The organism is Bradyrhizobium sp. USDA 4341 (assembly GCF_054063755.1).
The window spans coordinates 4,304,447-4,320,368 of record NZ_JBSSGO010000002.1 but is presented as its reverse complement, the minus strand read 5'-3'; the positions used below and the strand labels follow the sequence as shown (position 1 = coordinate 4,320,368).

17 protein-coding genes are annotated in these 15,922 nt (G+C 61.8%); 16 read left to right on the top strand and 1 reads right to left on the bottom strand.

The window, feature by feature from the left end:
* Window positions 1–56: 56 nt before the first annotated feature.
* From ACVIGB_RS26455 to ACVIGB_RS26400, 12 genes are all read left to right on the top strand, one after another.
* Window positions 57–245 carry a hypothetical protein gene (locus ACVIGB_RS26455; protein WP_456720427.1) on the top strand — a complete coding sequence of 63 codons (189 nt, stop codon included), beginning with the start codon at window positions 57–59 and terminating at the stop codon, window positions 243–245.
* A gap of 90 nt (window positions 246–335) precedes the next feature.
* Window positions 336–1,334 carry a P-type conjugative transfer ATPase TrbB gene (gene trbB, locus ACVIGB_RS26450; RefSeq protein ID WP_456720428.1) on the top strand — a complete coding sequence of 333 codons (999 nt, stop codon included), beginning with the start codon at window positions 336–338 and terminating at the stop codon, window positions 1,332–1,334.
* Window positions 1,331–1,672: a TrbC/VirB2 family protein gene (locus tag ACVIGB_RS26445; RefSeq protein ID WP_456720429.1), complete on the top strand. Its 342-nt coding sequence runs from the start codon at window positions 1,331–1,333 to the stop codon at window positions 1,670–1,672. The genes trbB and ACVIGB_RS26445 overlap by 4 nt, the downstream gene beginning before the upstream one ends.
* Complete coding sequence (locus ACVIGB_RS26440) at window positions 1,672–1,947, top strand: VirB3 family type IV secretion system protein (protein WP_456720430.1); 276 nt, start codon at window positions 1,672–1,674, stop codon at window positions 1,945–1,947. Before ACVIGB_RS26445 ends, ACVIGB_RS26440 begins: the two co-directional genes overlap by 1 nt.
* Window positions 1,948–1,954: 7 nt before the next feature.
* Entirely contained in the window at window positions 1,955–4,387 is a 2,433-nt protein-coding gene (trbE, locus tag ACVIGB_RS26435; protein WP_456720431.1) for a conjugal transfer protein TrbE, read from the top strand.
* A 2-nt stretch (window positions 4,388–4,389) separates the two neighbouring features.
* On the top strand, window positions 4,390–5,148 hold the full coding sequence (gene trbJ / locus ACVIGB_RS26430) for a P-type conjugative transfer protein TrbJ (RefSeq protein WP_456720432.1): 759 nt from the start codon (window positions 4,390–4,392) through the stop codon (window positions 5,146–5,148).
* A gap of 12 nt (window positions 5,149–5,160) precedes the next feature.
* Window positions 5,161–5,481, top strand: a complete 321-nt coding sequence (gene trbK-alt, locus ACVIGB_RS26425) for a putative entry exclusion protein TrbK-alt (protein ID WP_456720433.1) — start codon at window positions 5,161–5,163, stop codon at window positions 5,479–5,481.
* Window positions 5,478–6,839: a P-type conjugative transfer protein TrbL gene (gene trbL, locus ACVIGB_RS26420; RefSeq protein WP_456720434.1), complete on the top strand. Its 1,362-nt coding sequence runs from the start codon at window positions 5,478–5,480 to the stop codon at window positions 6,837–6,839. Before trbK-alt ends, trbL begins: the two co-directional genes overlap by 4 nt.
* Window positions 6,840–6,842: 3 nt before the next feature.
* Window positions 6,843–7,532, top strand: a complete 690-nt coding sequence (gene trbF, locus ACVIGB_RS26415) for a conjugal transfer protein TrbF (RefSeq protein WP_456720435.1) — start codon at window positions 6,843–6,845, stop codon at window positions 7,530–7,532.
* The gene (gene trbG, locus ACVIGB_RS26410; RefSeq protein ID WP_456720436.1) at window positions 7,529–8,608 is read left to right on the top strand and encodes a P-type conjugative transfer protein TrbG; all 1,080 of its coding nucleotides are present in this window, start codon (window positions 7,529–7,531) and stop codon (window positions 8,606–8,608) included. Before trbF ends, trbG begins: the two co-directional genes overlap by 4 nt.
* Window positions 8,599–9,807: a TrbI/VirB10 family protein gene (locus tag ACVIGB_RS26405; protein ID WP_456720437.1), complete on the top strand. Its 1,209-nt coding sequence runs from the start codon at window positions 8,599–8,601 to the stop codon at window positions 9,805–9,807. Before trbG ends, ACVIGB_RS26405 begins: the two co-directional genes overlap by 10 nt.
* Window positions 9,804–10,058, top strand: a complete 255-nt coding sequence (locus ACVIGB_RS26400; protein ID WP_456720438.1) for a DUF2274 domain-containing protein — start codon at window positions 9,804–9,806, stop codon at window positions 10,056–10,058. Before ACVIGB_RS26405 ends, ACVIGB_RS26400 begins: the two co-directional genes overlap by 4 nt.
* Window positions 10,059–10,551: 493 nt before the next feature.
* Here the strand turns inward: ACVIGB_RS26400 and ACVIGB_RS26395 are convergent, their stop codons facing one another.
* Complete coding sequence (locus ACVIGB_RS26395) at window positions 10,552–10,917, bottom strand: LysR family transcriptional regulator (protein ID WP_456720439.1); 366 nt, start codon at window positions 10,915–10,917, stop codon at window positions 10,552–10,554.
* 193 nt (window positions 10,918–11,110) lie between these two features.
* Between ACVIGB_RS26395 and ACVIGB_RS26390 the strand changes: the two genes are divergently transcribed.
* The 4 genes from ACVIGB_RS26390 (at window position 11,111) to ACVIGB_RS26375 (ending at window position 15,917) form a co-directional block, all read left to right on the top strand.
* Window positions 11,111–11,881, top strand: a complete 771-nt coding sequence (locus tag ACVIGB_RS26390) for an enoyl-CoA hydratase/isomerase family protein (protein WP_456720440.1) — start codon at window positions 11,111–11,113, stop codon at window positions 11,879–11,881.
* Window positions 11,882–11,887: 6 nt separating this feature from the next.
* Window positions 11,888–13,435, top strand: coding sequence for an AMP-binding protein (locus tag ACVIGB_RS26385; RefSeq protein ID WP_456720441.1), 1,548 nt, complete (start codon window positions 11,888–11,890; stop codon window positions 13,433–13,435).
* A gap of 27 nt (window positions 13,436–13,462) precedes the next feature.
* Window positions 13,463–14,296, top strand: a complete 834-nt coding sequence (gene proC / locus ACVIGB_RS26380) for a pyrroline-5-carboxylate reductase (protein ID WP_456720442.1) — start codon at window positions 13,463–13,465, stop codon at window positions 14,294–14,296.
* 181 nt (window positions 14,297–14,477) lie between these two features.
* Window positions 14,478–15,917 (top strand): Glu/Leu/Phe/Val family dehydrogenase, encoded by a 1,440-nt coding sequence (locus ACVIGB_RS26375; RefSeq protein WP_456720443.1) that lies wholly within the window; start codon window positions 14,478–14,480, stop codon window positions 15,915–15,917.
* Window positions 15,918–15,922 lie beyond the last annotated feature (5 nt).

The window sequence follows — 15,922 nt, the reverse complement described above, 5'->3', positions numbered from 1 at the left end:
TGCTTGTCCACATAGCCGTGTACGGTATCCGCATGCGGATGCCCAAGGAGTGCGCGATGGATCGCTCCGGCAACGAACGCAGACGCGTGCTTTTCAACATCGGCTTTCCGACTAAGGTGAGACTGCGCAGCTACAGCCTGATTGACGCAACCTGTCGCAGAATGTTCAGTCGCGGTCCGATCGGCAAGCTTTCGATACAGAAAGTATTTTTTCTCTGCTCTACGCCGGGTCCCTACGACGGCTGAATACTTGTTGAACTAACCCATTTCCTGCCTTTTCTATCCATCCCCGTCGCCGATCGCATTTCTGCGATTGGCGCTCGACGGGGGACGATCGTGGCGGGCACTTCAATCCATTCGGAAGCCTTCTCGCGTGGCGCGCGCATGCTGCGCACCGCGCTCGGCCCGGCGATTGCGGCGTTCCTCGAGGATTCCTCGATTGTCGAGGTGATGCTTAACCCCGATGGCCGGCTCTGGATCGACCGGCTGTCAGGTGGCCTGGAAGATAGCGGACGCACGATGTCCGCCGCCGACGGCGAGCGGATCGTGCGACTGGTCGCACACCATGTCGGCGCTGAGGTGCATGCCGAAAGGCCGCGGGTCTCGGCCGAGCTTCCTGAGACGGGAGAGAGGTTCGAAGGACTTCTCCCGCCTGTGGTTGCGGCGCCGGCCTTTGCGATCCGCAAGCCCGCTGTCGCGGTGTTCACCCTCGAGGATTACGTCGCTGGCGGTACCATGACCGCGGGTCAAGCAACGGTGCTGCGGGCTGCGGTTGCTTCGCGCAAGAACATCCTGGTCGCTGGCGGCACCTCGACCGGCAAGACCACCCTCACAAACGCCCTGCTCGCCGAAATCGCCGGCACCACCGATCGCGTGGTGCTGATCGAGGACACGCGCGAGTTGCAGTGTCGAGCGCCCAATCTAGTTGCGCTGCGCACCAAGGATGGCGTTGCGTCGCTTTCCGATTTGGTTCGGTCCTCTCTGCGTTTGCGCCCCGATCGCATTCCGGTCGGCGAGGTGCGGGGTAGCGAGGCCTTGGAGCTCCTCAAGGCCTGGGGCACGGGCCATCCAGGCGGGATCGGGACGATTCACGCAGGCTCCGCGCTGGGCGCGCTTCGCCGTCTCGAGCAACTCATCCAGGAAGCCGTCCTCACCGTTCCCAAGGCGCTGATCGCCGAGACGATCGATCTGGTCGCAGTGCTGCGCGGCCGCGGCAACGAACGCCGCCTTGCCGAACTTGCTCTCGTCGCCGGCCTCGATCCCGCCACCGGCGATTACCGTGTCCAGTCCGCCGGGGCGGGCGGCGAACCCTCGCTTCCCGGAGATCCATCATGATCCAGTTTTCCTCTGCGATCGGTCACGTTCGTCGCCGTCTCAGTGACCTCGCGGGCATCGCTCTCCTTTCCATCGCGTCCGCGCCTGCCGCCTATGCCTCCGGGTCCTCGATGCCTTGGGAGACGCCGCTCAATCAGATCCTGGAGTCGGTGCAAGGTCCGGTCGCCAAGATCATCTCCGTCATCATCATTACCGTAACGGGCCTGACGCTTGCGTTCGGTGACACCGCTGGCGGCTTTCGCCGGCTGATCCAGATCGTCTTCGGCCTGTCGATCGCCTTCGCTGCCTCGAGCTTCTTCCTGACCTTCTTCAGCTTCTCGGGTGGGGCGCTGGTCTGATGGCTGCAATGGTCGATCCAGAGGTGCCGGGCTTCTTCGCGCCGGTTCATCGGGCGCTTACCGAGCCAATCCTGATGGGCGGGGCGCCGCGGGCTGTCGCGATCGCCAACGGTACGTTGGCGGCGGCCATCGCACTCGGCCTGCGTCTCTGGATTCCCGGCGCACTGATCTGGGCCCTGGGCCACGTCGGTGCAGTGTGGGCCGCCAAGCGCGACCCGCAGTTCGTGGACGTCGTTCGATGCCACCTTCGCTATCCACCCTACCTCGCCGCATGAGGCTCCCATGCTGAACCTCGCCGAATATCGCAATCGGCCGGCTGGCCTTCCCGACTTCCTGCCCTGGGCAGCGCTGGTCGAACGCGGTGTGGTCCTCAACAAGGACGGATCGTTCCAGCGAACGGCGCGATTCCGTGGCCCGGATCTCGACAGCGCCACATCTGCGGAACTGGTCGGCGTGACGTCACGCCTCAACAACGCGTTGCGCCGCCTCGGCTCAGGCTGGGCGATCTTCGTCGAAGCCCAGCGCAGCGCCGCCCAGACTTATCCGTACAGCGCCTTTCCCGATGCGGCATCAGCGCTGGTTGATCTCGAGCGACGAGACGCTTTCGAAGAGGCCGGCGCGCATTTCGAGAGCCGCTATTTCCTCACCTTCGTCTGGCTTCCGCCGGCCGAGGATGCCTCGCGCATCGAAGCCTGGCTCTATGAGGGCCGCGCGCAGAGCGGCGTCGATCCCTACGAGCTGTTGCGTGGGTTCGTCGACCGGACCAACCGCGTCCTGCAACTGGTCGAAGGCTTCATGCCCGAGGTGGCGTGGCTCGATGACGGCGACACGCTCACCTACCTGCACTCGACCATCTCGACCCGGCAACAGCGCGTCCGCGTCCCGGAGACGCCGATGCACCTCGACGCGTTGCTCGCGGACGAGCCGCTCACCGGCGGCCTCGAGCCGCGCCTTGGCAGCCACCATCTCCGCACGCTCACCGTGGTCGGCTTCCCGACCGCGACCCATCCTGGAATCCTCGATGAGCTGAACCGGCTTGCCTTCCCTTACCGCTGGTCGACGCGCGCAATCCTCCTCGACAAGACCGAGGCGGTGAAACTGCTGACCAGGATCCGCCGACAGTGGTTCGCCAAGCGGAAGTCGATCGCCGCCATCGTCAAGGAGGTGATGACCAACGAAGCCTCGACTCTCGTCGATAGCGACGCAGCCAACAAGGCCACTGACGCCGATCTCGCCTTGCAGGAACTGGGCACCGATGATGTTGGACAGGCCTATGTCACCGCGACCGTCACCGTCTGGGACGAGGACCCTGGCCGCGCCACGGAGAAGCTGCGTCTCGTCGAAAAGGTGATCCAGGGACGCGACTTCACCTGCATGCCGGAAGGGGTGAATGCGCTCGAAGCCTGGCTTGGCTCGCTGCCCGGACACGCCTACGCCAACGTTCGCCAGCCTCCGCTTTCCACATTGAACCTGGCCCACATGATTCCGCTTTCGGCGGTCTGGGCAGGGCCATCGCGCGACGAGCATTTCAAGGCGCCGCCGCTTTTCTTCGGCAAGACGGAGGGTTCAACGCCGTTCCGCTTCTCCCTGCATGTCGGCGATGTCGGCCATACCTTGATCGTTGGCCCGACCGGCGCCGGCAAGTCTGTGCTGCTGGCGCTAATGGCGATCCAGTTCCGCCGCTACCGCAACAGCCAGATCTTTGCCTTCGACTTCGGCGGCTCGATCCGCACCGCGGCGCTCGCCATGGGCGGTGACTGGCACGACCTCGGCGGCAGCCTGTCGAACAGTGCGGAAGATTCCGTCTCGCTTCAACCGCTCGCCCGCATTGGTGATGCGGCAGAGCGCGCGTGGGCCGCCGAATGGGTGACCTCGATCCTCGCCAAGGAAGGCGTCACTATTGACCCGACGGCGAAGGAGCACGTCTGGTCGGCCTTGACGTCACTCGCATCCTCGCCCCTCGAGGAGCGCACGATCACCGGCCTGACCGTCCTCCTTCAATCGACCGCCCTTAAGCAGGCGCTGCAACCCTATTGCGTCGGAGGCGCCTCCGGTCGGCTGCTCGACGCCGAGGTCGAGCACCTAGGTTTCGCGTCCGTCCAGGCCTTCGAAACCGAAGGCCTGATCGGTGCAGGCGCAGCACCCGCCGTCCTGACCTACCTCTTCCATCGTATCGAAGGGCGACTCGATGGCCGGCCGACCCTCCTCATCATCGACGAAGGCTGGCTCGTGCTCGACGATCCCGCCTTCGCGCAGCAGCTCCGGGAATGGCTGAAGACGTTGCGCAAGAAAAACGCCTCCGTCGTCTTCGCCACGCAATCGCTCTCCGATATCGACGGCAGCAACATCGCACCCGCGATCGTCGAAAGCTGTCCAACGCGGATCTTTCTGCCGAACGAGCGCGCCATCGAGCCCCAGCTCACGGCGATCTATCGGCGCTTTGGTCTCAATGATCGCCAGATCGAGATCATCGCGCGGGCGACGCCCAAGCGGGACTACTACTGCCAATCGCGGCGCGGCAATCGGCTGTTCGAGCTGGGGCTCGGCCCCGTCGCGCTCGCCTTCTGCGCCGCATCCTCAAAGGTCGACCATGCTGCCATCGAGCGTCTTCTCGCCGAGCACGGCCGCGAGAATTTTACGCCGGCCTGGCTCGCGGATCACGAGCTGCTATGGGCCGCCGACCTCATCCCTGATCTGACAAACTTGGAGGTGTAATCATGACCGCGCGTAAAATGCGACGTGCAGGCATGATGGCCGCGACCGCCCTCTCACTCGTCCTGTCGCTTCCGGTGCTTGTGACGACGCCTGCCTCGGCGCAGTGGATCGTCTACGACCCCTCCAACTTCAGTCAGAACGTGCTGACGGCGGCACGGGAGCTGCAGCAGATCAACAATCAGATCCAGATGCTGACCAACCAGGCCCAGAGCCTGGTGAATCAAGCGAAGAACCTCGCGAGCCTGCCGATGTCGACGCTGGCCCAGCTGCAGTCGACGATCGCGCGAACCCAATCGCTGCTGAGCCAAGCGCAGAATATTTCTTTCAACGTCCAGCAAATTCAGACCGCATATTCCAGCAGCTACGGTGCGGCGCCGACCACCGGGTCCAACGCGACGCTGTTTGCCGCAGCTCAAACCCGTTGGCAGAACTCGGTCGGCGCGTTCGAGGACTCGCTGAAGGTGCAGGCCGGCGTCGTCGGCAATATCCCGACCAACTCCAGCGCGATGACCTCGCTGGTCTCGGCCAGCCAGTCCGCAAGTGGCGCGCTGCAGGCCGCCCAGGCCGGGAATCAGCTGCTTGCCCTGCAGTCCCAGCAGTTGTCCGATCTTGTCGCGGTTCTCGCCGCGAAGGGACGCGCGGACGCGCTGGAGCAGGCACGCGTGACCGCGACGGAGTCGCAGGGGCAGCAGCAGTACAAGATCTTTTCGACGCGCGCCGGCTACCAGCCCGGCAACGTCACCATGTTCAGCACCAACTAAGGGCGCGGGACTATGGAGCGCTCGGATATCTTACGCGCCGTTGCGATGGTCGTTCTGATGGCTGTCTTCATGGCCACGCTGTCCTTTATCCATCGGCGTCCGTCGTTAGAGCGAATGCCCGAGGCTCCCGCCGTCTCCACATCAGACGATCTGTCGGCCGAGCTGCGCCGCTGCCGCGCACTTGGACCTCAGGATGCCGAAGATCCGCACTGTCAGGCGGTCTGGGAGGAGCACCGCGCGCGCTTCTTCGGCAGGCCGGCGCGGCCTCTGCTGCCGCAGGTCGCGCCGGCCACGCCCTCGAGGACGAACGCCAAGGAGGGGGACACGCCATGAACAACGTCGGCGTCATCGACACCTTCCTCAATACGTACACCACTTACATCGATTCAGGCTTCGGCCTGGTGAAAGGCGAGGTCACCTATCTCGCCTCGACGCTGATCGTCATTGACATCGCTTTGGCCGGTGTATTCTGGGCGTGGGGTGCCGACGAGGACATTCTCCAGCGGCTGGTGAAGAAGACGCTCTATATTGGCTTCTTTGCCTTCATCATCACCAACTTCAACAATCTCTCGGGCGTCATCTTCAACAGCTTCGCCGGCCTCGGCCTGAAGGCCGGCGGCTCGTCGATCTCGACCTCGGACTTCCTGCGGCCTGGCCGGCTCGCGCAGGTCGGCCTGGACGCCGGGCAACCGCTGTTAGATGCCGCAAGCCAGATGATGGGTTTTACCAGCTTCTTCGCCAATTTCGTCCAGATCGCCGTGCTGATGGTGTCCTGGCTTCTGGTGCTGATCGCCTTCTTCATTCTGGCAGTGCAACTGTTCGTCACCCTGATCGAGTTCAAGCTGACGACGCTGGCTGGCTTCATCCTCATTCCCTTCGCGCTCTTCAACAAGACCGCCTTCCTCGCGGAGAAGGTGTTGGGCAACGTCGTCGCCTCCGGCGTGAAGGTCATGGTGCTCGCCGTCATCGTCGGCATCGGCACCGGGCTGTTCTCCCAGTTCACCACCGCCTATGCCGGCGGCCAGCCGACGATCGAGCAGGCGCTCTCCGTCGTGCTTGCAGCGCTCGCCATGCTGGGTCTCGGCATTTTTGGGCCCGGCATCGCAACCGGACTTGTCTCTGGAGCGCCGCAGCTTGGTGCGGGCGCTGCCGTCGGCACCGGCCTTGCCGTCGCCGGCACGGCGATGGCGGCGGGCGCGGGGCTTGGTCTGGCGGGGCGGGGAGCGATGGCCGCGACGTCTGGTGCTGCGGCGGCGGCACGTGGTGGTGCGGCGATGGCAGGCGGCATGTCCTCCGCCTATAGCGTCGCCTCAGCCGGTCAATCCGGCGCTGGCGGCGTCGTGTCCGGTCTTGCCGGTGCGGGCCGCGCTGCGGCAAGTCACGCGGCAGCTCCCGCCAGACGCGCCGCTGCGCAAGCCGCCAGTGCAATGAGTGAGAGCTTCACCTCTGGCGCCCGATCCGGCATCGCAAACACCGGCGGCTCCTCGACCATGGGGAGCATTGAGCGAGGCGGGGCTGCAAACGATGCAGCCGCATCTCGAGCGGCAAGCGAGAGCAGTCCGCCCGCCTGGGCCCAGCGCGTCAAGCGCAATCAGGCGGTTGTTCACGGCGCGCAGACCGCAGCCCAAGCCTTCAAATCCGGCGACAGCCATGGCGGCGGGCATTCCGTCGAGCTATCGGGAGGAGAATAATCAATGTCAGTCTTTCGGCGATCATCGGTCCGCTACGGCCGTACGCCTGAACCCGAAACTCCCTATCAGCGGGCCGCGCAAGTGTGGGACGATCGCATTGGGTCCGCCCGTGTGCAGGCCAAGAACTGGCGACTGATGGCCTTCGGTTCGCTGATCCTTTCTTGCGGCCTGGCCGCCGGGCTCGTCTGGCAATCCACCCACGGCACCGTCGTTCCCTGGGTGGTGCAGGTCGACAAGCTCGGCGAGGCACAGGCAGTAGCGCCGGCCGTGGCCGACTACAGGCCGAGCGATCCACAGATCGCCTGGTATCTCGCCCATTTTATCGAGATGGTGCGTTCGCTTCCGGCCGATCCGATCATCGTGCGGGAGAACTGGCTGAAAGCGTACGATTTCACGACGACGGCGGGCGCGATGGCGCTGAACGATTACGCGCGCGCGAACGACCCCTTTGCCAGTCTCGGCAAGCAGCAGGTCGCAATCGACGTCTCCAGCGTCATTCGTGCCTCGCCGGACAGTTTCCGCGTGGCCTGGGTGGAGCACCGCTACCAGGACGGCGCGCTCGCAGGCACCACACGCTGGACCGCCATTCTCACCATCGCAATTCAGCCGCCAACCGATGCCGATCGGCTGCGCAAGAATCCACTCGGCATCTACGTCAACGCCATCAACTGGTCGAAGGAGCTGGGACAATGACCCCGCCGATTTTCTCGAAAGCCGGCGGTCCGGCTTGGCGCTTTTCCATCGTTCACCAAAGCGGGAAAGACGGCGATACGTGTTTCCGTAAACCCGCCGTTGCGGCTTTGCTGATGGTCGTCTCGACGCTTGGCGGCTGCGCACACAATTTCATCCCGCCCGACATCAACTATGACACTGCGGAGCCGGCAGCGCTCACCACTGATCCGCCGCCTCCCGTCAAGATCGTGGAACTACCAAAACCGCTGCCGCTGCCCGGTCAGCTGAAACCGCTCGCCGCGGGCAAACGCATCCCGGAAGCCGCTGATCCGAAGGTCCGCGTCAAACAGGCCAATGCCGCGGCACGCGTGCAGCCGGTCCGCAACGGTTTTATCAATGCTGTCCAGGTCTATCCGTTCTCTGGCGGCGCCCTCTACCAGGTCTATACGGCACCCGGCCAGATCACCGATGTCGCCCTTCAGGATGGCGAGCAACTCACGGGCTCAGGTCCGGTCGCCGCTGGCGATACCGTGCGCTGGATCATCGGCGATACCGAAAGTGGCGCCGGCGCGACCAAGAAGATCCACATTCTGGTCAAGCCGACGCGGCCTGAGTTGGTCACAAATCTCGTCATCAACACCGATCGGCGGACCTACCTGCTCGAGCTGCGCTCGACGGAAAAGACCTATATGGCCTCGGTCTCCTGGCAGTATCCCGAGGACCAACTCATCGCGCTTCGGCAGCAGAATGCTACGGCCGAGGCCGCAGCGCCTATCGCGGCCGGTGTCGATCTCGCCTCGATCAATTTCCGCTACGCGATCGAAGGCGATGATCCGGCCTGGCGACCGCTGCGCGCCTTCGATGACGGCAACAAGGTCTACATCGAATTTCCGAGCGGGATCGTCCAGGGCGAGATGCCCCCGCTGTTCGTGATCGGTCCGGCCGGCGGGTCCGAGCTGGTGAACTACCGCGCGAACCGCAACTACTACATCGTCGATCGACTGTTCGCAGCCGCCGAATTGCGTCTCGGCGACAAGGATAGCGAGCGGCGCGTGCGCATCGTCCGCACCGACGGAAGGCCACGCTCATGGCGGTAGGCAGCGAAGACGAACGTCAAATCGACATCCCACCCGTCGCGCCACCGGATCTTCGGCTCCGCGGCGAGCGGCCAGCTGTCACTCGCCTCTCGCGCAAGATGCTGATCGGCCTCGGCGCGGTGTCTGCGCTGGCGGTCGCGGGGGCGCTCGGCTACGCGCTGCAGACCCGCAACAAGCAGCAGTCTGGCCAGGAGTTGTTCAGCACCCAGAATAGCCCTTCGGCCGAGGGCCTCGCCGCCTTGCCGAAGGATTATACCGGCCTTCCGCGCCAGGCGCCGCCGCTTGGGCCGCCACTGCCCGGCGATCTCGGCAAGCCGATCCTCAACGCAGGCACTGCAACGAATACCGTGGTCCCGGGAATGACGTCCGATCCGGAGGCGCAGCACAGAGCCCAGGAGATCGAAGCGGCGCGGGTCAGTCGCCTCTTCGCGCAGACTGTTCAACAACCGCAGAGCGTCGGACAACTCGTGCCGAACACCTCGCCCGCAACCGCGACAACCCCGGCCACGACACCGCCCGTTGATGCCGGATCCGCGCAGAACATGCAGGATCGCAAGACGGCCTTTATTACCGCGTCGACGGACAAGCGCACGGTCAGTCCGGACCGGCTCGAAGCCAAGGTCTCTCCCTACGTCGTGCAGGCGGGCACCGTGATCCCGGCTGCGCTTATCACGGGCATCAGGTCCGATCTGCCCGGCCAGATCACCGCCCAAGTCACCGAGGCGGTCTATGATAGTCCGTCCGGCAAATATCTTTTGGTGCCCCAAGGCGCGAAATTGATCGGCCAGTACGACAGCTCGGTCGCGTTCGGCCAGAGTCGCATCCTTCTGGTCTGGACTCGCATCATCATGCCGGACGGCACTTCGATTGTGCTGGAGCGCCAGCCCGGCGCCGACACCGGCGGTTATGCCGGACTCGAGGACGAGGTCGACAACCATTGGGGCATGCTGTTCAAGGCCGCCGTCCTCTCGACCATGCTCAGCGTTGGAGCCGAGGCGGGCACCAGCCAGAACGAGAACAATCTCGTTCAAGCGATCCGCAGCGGTGCATCCAACAGCATCAGCCAGACCGGCCAGCAAATCGTGCAGCGCCAGCTCAACATCCAGCCGACGCTGACGATCCGGCCAGGCTTTCCGGTCCGTGTAATTGTGACGCGAGACTTAGTCCTCGCCCCCTATAGGAAGGGAGGAACACCATGACGAAGCTCAAGCTTGGACCGCTTGCAGACGACAAGCCGGTAAAGCTCACGATCGAGCTGTCGGCGGCGGTATTCAGGGACCTGAAAAGCTATGCTGAAATTCTGACGCGGAACGGCAGCGCGACGCCAATCGAGCCCGCCAAACTGATCGCGCCGATGATCGACCGCTTCATGGCAACCGACCGAGCCTTTGCAAAGGCGCGGCGAAATAATGCTCAGTCCGCACCCGGAGCGGCCGAAAGATCGGGATAACGCTCGCGAAGTAGGTCGAGAAATGGACGTAGAGAGGGATTGCTGTTGCCCTGTCGTCGCCAGTAAGCGCGAAAGCTCAACCGCGTCGGACCATCGGCATCATGTACCTCGCGGAAGGTGACACCCGAATTAGGTGGCGCCGGTCGAACCTTCCAAGGCCAGCAGCATCCCGCCAGCCGGCGCCGACCAAGGTGAGAAGCCGGTCGAGCGCCACGTTATGGCGAAGCACCGGGCATGAATCAAAAGCAGCCATCTTGCTGATGAGAAGCTTGTGGAATTCCGGTCCCGGGCCCCGCTGTGACATCAAAAGCGGTTAGCGCCTCAATTCGCACTAGTGAACCACGGCGAGGCCAGTCAGCGGATGGCCCACGGGAAGAGCGGCGACAATACGTTCGCTCCAGAGCAACAATGACCTGTCGCTCCACCTTGGATTCGGTTAGCCACAAAGTGACTTCAATGGCGGAACTAGCTAGGTCCGAGGTTAGATGATCGCTCAATCCATCGACCAGAAGCGTTTCGACATCGGGGAAGCGGTACTGGTGCCCGCTGGGAAAGGGGTCCTTAGGTTGCCTGCTGAGAGCAAGGTGTGAATGCCAATGACCAATCGACCGCTCTCGCCATGCGAGCGGCTCTTGATACGAGCCGCCATTGCCTCACTTTCAGCTATGATGCGCCGGGCGTCATCGAGGAATTCCTGATCTTGGATCGTCGGTCGTGTGCCGCCGTTGGTGCGCTCGAATAGCGTGCTGCCAAGCTTGTGTTCGAGATTGCGCAGGCAGCAGGTTAGCGTCGACTGCTTGACCCGGAGCGGCTTTGCCGCCTGGCGGAGGCTTCGGTGCTGGGATGCGTCGATCGCCAAGGGTGGTCGCGAAAATTCCATTGGCGGCGAGTTACAGTGACGGGGGCATCTCTACATTCAGAGGCATCCGTCGCCTGCGCGCTCGCGCTGACCGGCTGCGACGACAGATTGGCGAAAAATTCCTTGACTTAAGCGCAATGGCGCATCACAATATGCGATATTATATATTGCATTCCAATACAAGGGCCGAGCCGTGGATCACTACATTCTCGTCGAGAAACAAGATGAGGTTGGTGTCATCACCCTGAACCGACCGGAAATCCTCAATGCTTGGCACGCTCCAATGCGCAGTCAGCTCGTTGATGCCTTGCTGGAGTTCGAGGGCGACAAGGCAATCGGTGCGATTGTCCTGACTGGGGCGGGTGACCGAGCATTCTGCGCCGGGCAGGATTTCAACGAAGCGAAGACGTTCGACGGCGACAGCGGATCCAAGTGGATTGAGGAGTGGGACCGCCTGTACGGTGTTATTCGCTCGCTTCCCAAGCCGCTCATCGCTGCCTTGAACGGTGTTGCCGCCGGCTCCGCATTTCAAGTTGCGCTCCTCTGCGACTTCCGGATTGGCCACGCGGGTGTTCGGATGGGGCAGCCCGAGATCAATTCTGGGATCGCAAGCGTCACGGGACCCTGGATTATGCGGGAAATCTTGGGGGTGGCGCGCACCACGGATCTAACGCTGAGCGGCCGAATGATGGATGCGGCGGAGTGTCACTCGATCGGAATCATCAACAAAATCGTTCCAGAAGAGAGTGTGCTTGAGGCGTCTCTCTCTCTTGCGCGCGAGCTCGCAGCAAAGCCGCGCCTCGCGATGCGTTTGGATAAGCAGTGGCTTCGTGAGATGACCGAAGTCAGGTTTCGCGAGTGCATCGACGCCGCGGTGAGGATCCATCGAGAGGCTTATGCGTCGGGCGAAACATCTCGAATGATGGAGAACTTCCTGGCCGAACGCGCAGCCAGGAAGGCGTGACATTCCATGGTCGACTCTCTCAAAGGCTTTGTTGCAGACTTCGTAAAAAAAGCCGACCAGAAACCGGACCGAATCTTTGCTCAGTTCAACGGCGAGGCGATCACTTTCGCCGCGTTGAAGAAGCAGTCGGCGACATTTGCAACCGAGCTTCGTCTCAGGGGCCTGCAGACCGGTGATCGTGTCGCGGTGATGATGCGGAACTCGCAGCTGTCCCTAGCTGTACTTTTCGGGATCGCCCGCGCAGGCGCCATCTGGGTTCCGGTAAATGCTCAGCAGAAAGGCGAGGGGCTACGCTACATCCTCGACCACAGTAAGCCGAGACTGGTCGTCTGCGATCGGGAGTTTCTTCCGACCATTGTGGATTGCCGCGCTGGGATTCCATCCGATGCGATGGTCACGATTGGCGAGCCGCGTGATGAACGTTCACTCGAGACAATTCTGCAGAAGGAATTAAATTTCGCTGACGCTCGGATCGAGGCCGATGACCTATTCGCAATAATGTATACGTCCGGCACTACCGGACGACCGAAGGGCGTTCTCGTCACGCACGGCATGTTGCGGCTTGCCGGGGAGGCCGCTCGGATCCTAACCGCGATGAAGCCGGAAGATGTATTCTTCGTCTGGGAGCCGCTCTTCCACATCGGTGGAGCTCAATTGATCACTTTGCCGATCATTGAAGATGTCACATTGGCCATGATCGATCGTTTCAGCGCGAGCACGTTCTGGAGTCAGGTGCGAAGCGCTGGCGCGACGCACATTCACTATCTTGGCGGAATTTTGCAAATTCTGCTCAAGCAGCCGGAAAGCGATCTCGACCGTCAACACGCCGTCCGTATCGCTTGGGGCGGCGGCTGCCCCAGGGATGTTTGGCCGAAGTTCAGGGACCGCTTCGGCGTGGAAATCCGAGAATGCTACGGCATGACCGAAGCGTCGAGCATTACCACCTGCAATACCGAAGGCGTAGTCGGTTCGGTCGGAAAACCGATGCCTTGGTACACAGTCGATATCGTGGACGAAAACGGCAACTCCGTTGCCCGTGGCAGCAGGGGAGAGATTGTCGTTCGCTCCTCCTTGGAGGGAGCTCTTTTCAAAGGGTACCTGGACAATCAAGAAGCAACCGACAAGGCTATTGTGAATCGTGCGCTGCACACCGGAGACTCCGGCATCTTAGATGCTGAAGGAAATCTCTGGTTTCATGGGCGCATGACCGACAGCGTTCGATGCAAGGGCGAGAACGTATCGGCTTGGGAGGTCGAGCACGTCGCGGCCGCATATCCAGCCGTGGAGGATTGCGCAATCATTGGAGTGGCTGCCGACGTCGGCGAACAGGATATCAAGCTCTTTGTGAAGGCCAAGAAGGGAAAGTCGATCGATCCGGAGCATCTATCTCGCTGGCTCTCCGAACGCCTCACTTCCTATCAGAACCCTCGCTACATCCAGGTGGTCGACGAATTCGAGCGCACGCCAAGTCAAAGAATCATGAAGCACGTGCTTCCGAAGGGTTTGGAGGCTTGCTGGGATCGGTTGTCAGCACGACAGCCAGTTCGGATATGAACGCGCGATTGGGGAGGGAAGAGCCATATGGCTGGCCTTGCATCAGCGACAATAGCCGATTGTTTGGTACTGGTCGGTTGCGGCAATATGGGTTACGCGCTGCTAAGGAGCTGGTTGGCTTCAAAAGCCGTTGATCCGAAGCATGTACATGTGGTTGAGCCGGTTACCGAACTTCGCGAGCGGGCGGCGCAACTAGGGATCACGGTACATGAGGGACCGGAGACACTGCCGTTGCAGGCGGATCTCGTCGTCCTCGCGCTAAAGCCGCAGGTCTTGACCACAGAGATTCCAGTCTATCGTCGTTTCTCCGAACTGGCCGTTTTTATCAGCATTGCAGCGGGAGTACCGACTGGCAAACTCGTAGACCTGCTGGGAGGGGCTCGCGTGATCCGGGCCCTCCCCAACACGCCCACCGCAATCGGCAAGGGCTCGACCGTTATCTTTTCCGGCGACCATGTTCCGAGACTAAAGCTAGACGAGGTGATCTCGTTGTTTGCCGCTGGCGGCTCGGTACACGAAGTAGACAATGAGCTTTTTCTGGATGCTGCAACCGCCATCAGCGGTTCCGGACCAGCCTATATTTTCTATCTTATGGAGTGCCTTAGCACTGCCGCTCACGAACTGGGCCTCCCGCAAGAACTCGCCAGAAAGCTCGTTAAGGAGACGGTTCACGGCGCAGGCGCCCTGGCCATGCAAACCGAAGACGACCCGGCCGAACTCCGGCGACAGGTGACAAGTGCCAAGGGCACGACAGAAGCGGGACTCTCGTTCCTGACCGCCGAGGACGAGCTCTTGTCCCTCATCCGGCGCACAACGAAAGCAGCCTTCGATAGATCAGAAGCGCTTTCCGCGAGTGCGTGACCAGAGAGTGACGATTGATAGGCGAGGTAAGCCAACGCGAGCACCGCACGATCAGCCTCCCCGGCAACTTGGCTGTCGTCGGAATATTCCGACGACAGCCGCTTTCTTTCCGAGCAGCAGGTGTTCGGTTCGAAATTTGCGAAAAGCTACGAAGGAGCGCCGCCGGCAAGGGAGACGAGCAATGAATACCGCGGTACGAGTTCAATCGCCGATAGCAGGGAATGCTTCCTTCTTGGATAGTGTCGAAGCATACATGGATCGAGCGCTTGCTCAGCTTTCGCTGCCCGAAGGACTGGCCGAGCGCATTAGGGCCTGTAACTCCACTTACACCGTGAGATTTGGTGTCAGACTACGGGGCAGAATGTATAGCTTTACGGGATGGCGCTCGGTTCACAGTGAGCATGTCGAACCCGCGAAGGGCGGTATTCGCTACGATATTAACTCCAACGAACAGGAGGTCGAAGCACTGGCCGCTCTTATGAGCCTGAAATGTGCTCTCGTCGACATTCCGTTCGGTGGGTCAAAGGGTGCTCTCAAGATCAACCCGAAAGAGTGGGAGATCCACGAGCTCGAAAGGATCACCCGCAGGTTCACACAGGAGTTGGCAAAGCGCGATCTCATTTCGCCCGGACGCAATGTTCCCGCTCCGGACATGGGCACGGGGGAGCGAGAGATGGCGTGGATGGCCGACGAATACAAGCGTACCGGCCCATCGGACATCGTCAATGCAAACGCTTGCGTCACAGGCAAGCCGTTGTCTCGTGGTGGGATTGAAGGCCGGACTGAAGCCACCGGCCGCGGCGTTCAGGATGCCATCCATTGTTTCCTGCGCGATCCCTATCAGAATGGGATCGAGGGTCGTCGTGATCTGTCAAAGATGACCGTCGCGGTTCAGGGATTTGGCAACGTTGGCTACCACGCAGCCAAGTTCCTCAGCGAAGACGATGGAGCCAAGGTCGTTTGCATTACCGAGCACGACGGCTACCTATGGAACGACAAAGGTCTGGATGTTGCTGCGGTAAAGCGTCATCAGCTCGCGGCCGGCAGTATTCTGGGCTTCGAAGGCACAGAGAGCCATCTCCAGAGCGCGCAGGGTCTGGAAGTGGAGTGCGATATCCTGATCCCGGCGGCGATGGAGAATGCCATCACGCCGGAGAATGCCAGCCGGATTCGTGCCAAGTTGATCGCCGAGGGCGCCAACGGACCCACCGCGTTTGCGGCGGAGAAGATCCTTCTCGACAAGGGGATCACCATCCTTCCCGATCTCTTCGTGAACGCAGGAGGCGTCATCGTCTCGTACTTCGAATGGGTGAAGAATCTGACACATATCCCGTTCGGCCTGATGGAGCGCCGACGCCGTGAACGGAGAAATCTCCACATCACCCAGGCGCTTGAAACGATGACGGGCCAAGGCTTCCCCGAGCATCTTCGAGACGAATTTTTGGAAGGTGGTAGCGAGATCGATCTGGTTCGTTCGGGTCTCGATGACGTTATGCGCAGTGCCTACGAGAATATGTCTCGCACGTTGAGGTCCCATCCCGAGATCAAAGATCTGCGCACTGCAGCCTACCACATCGCACTGGGCCGCATTGCGGAAGCCTATAAGGCAATCGGAATCTGACAGTT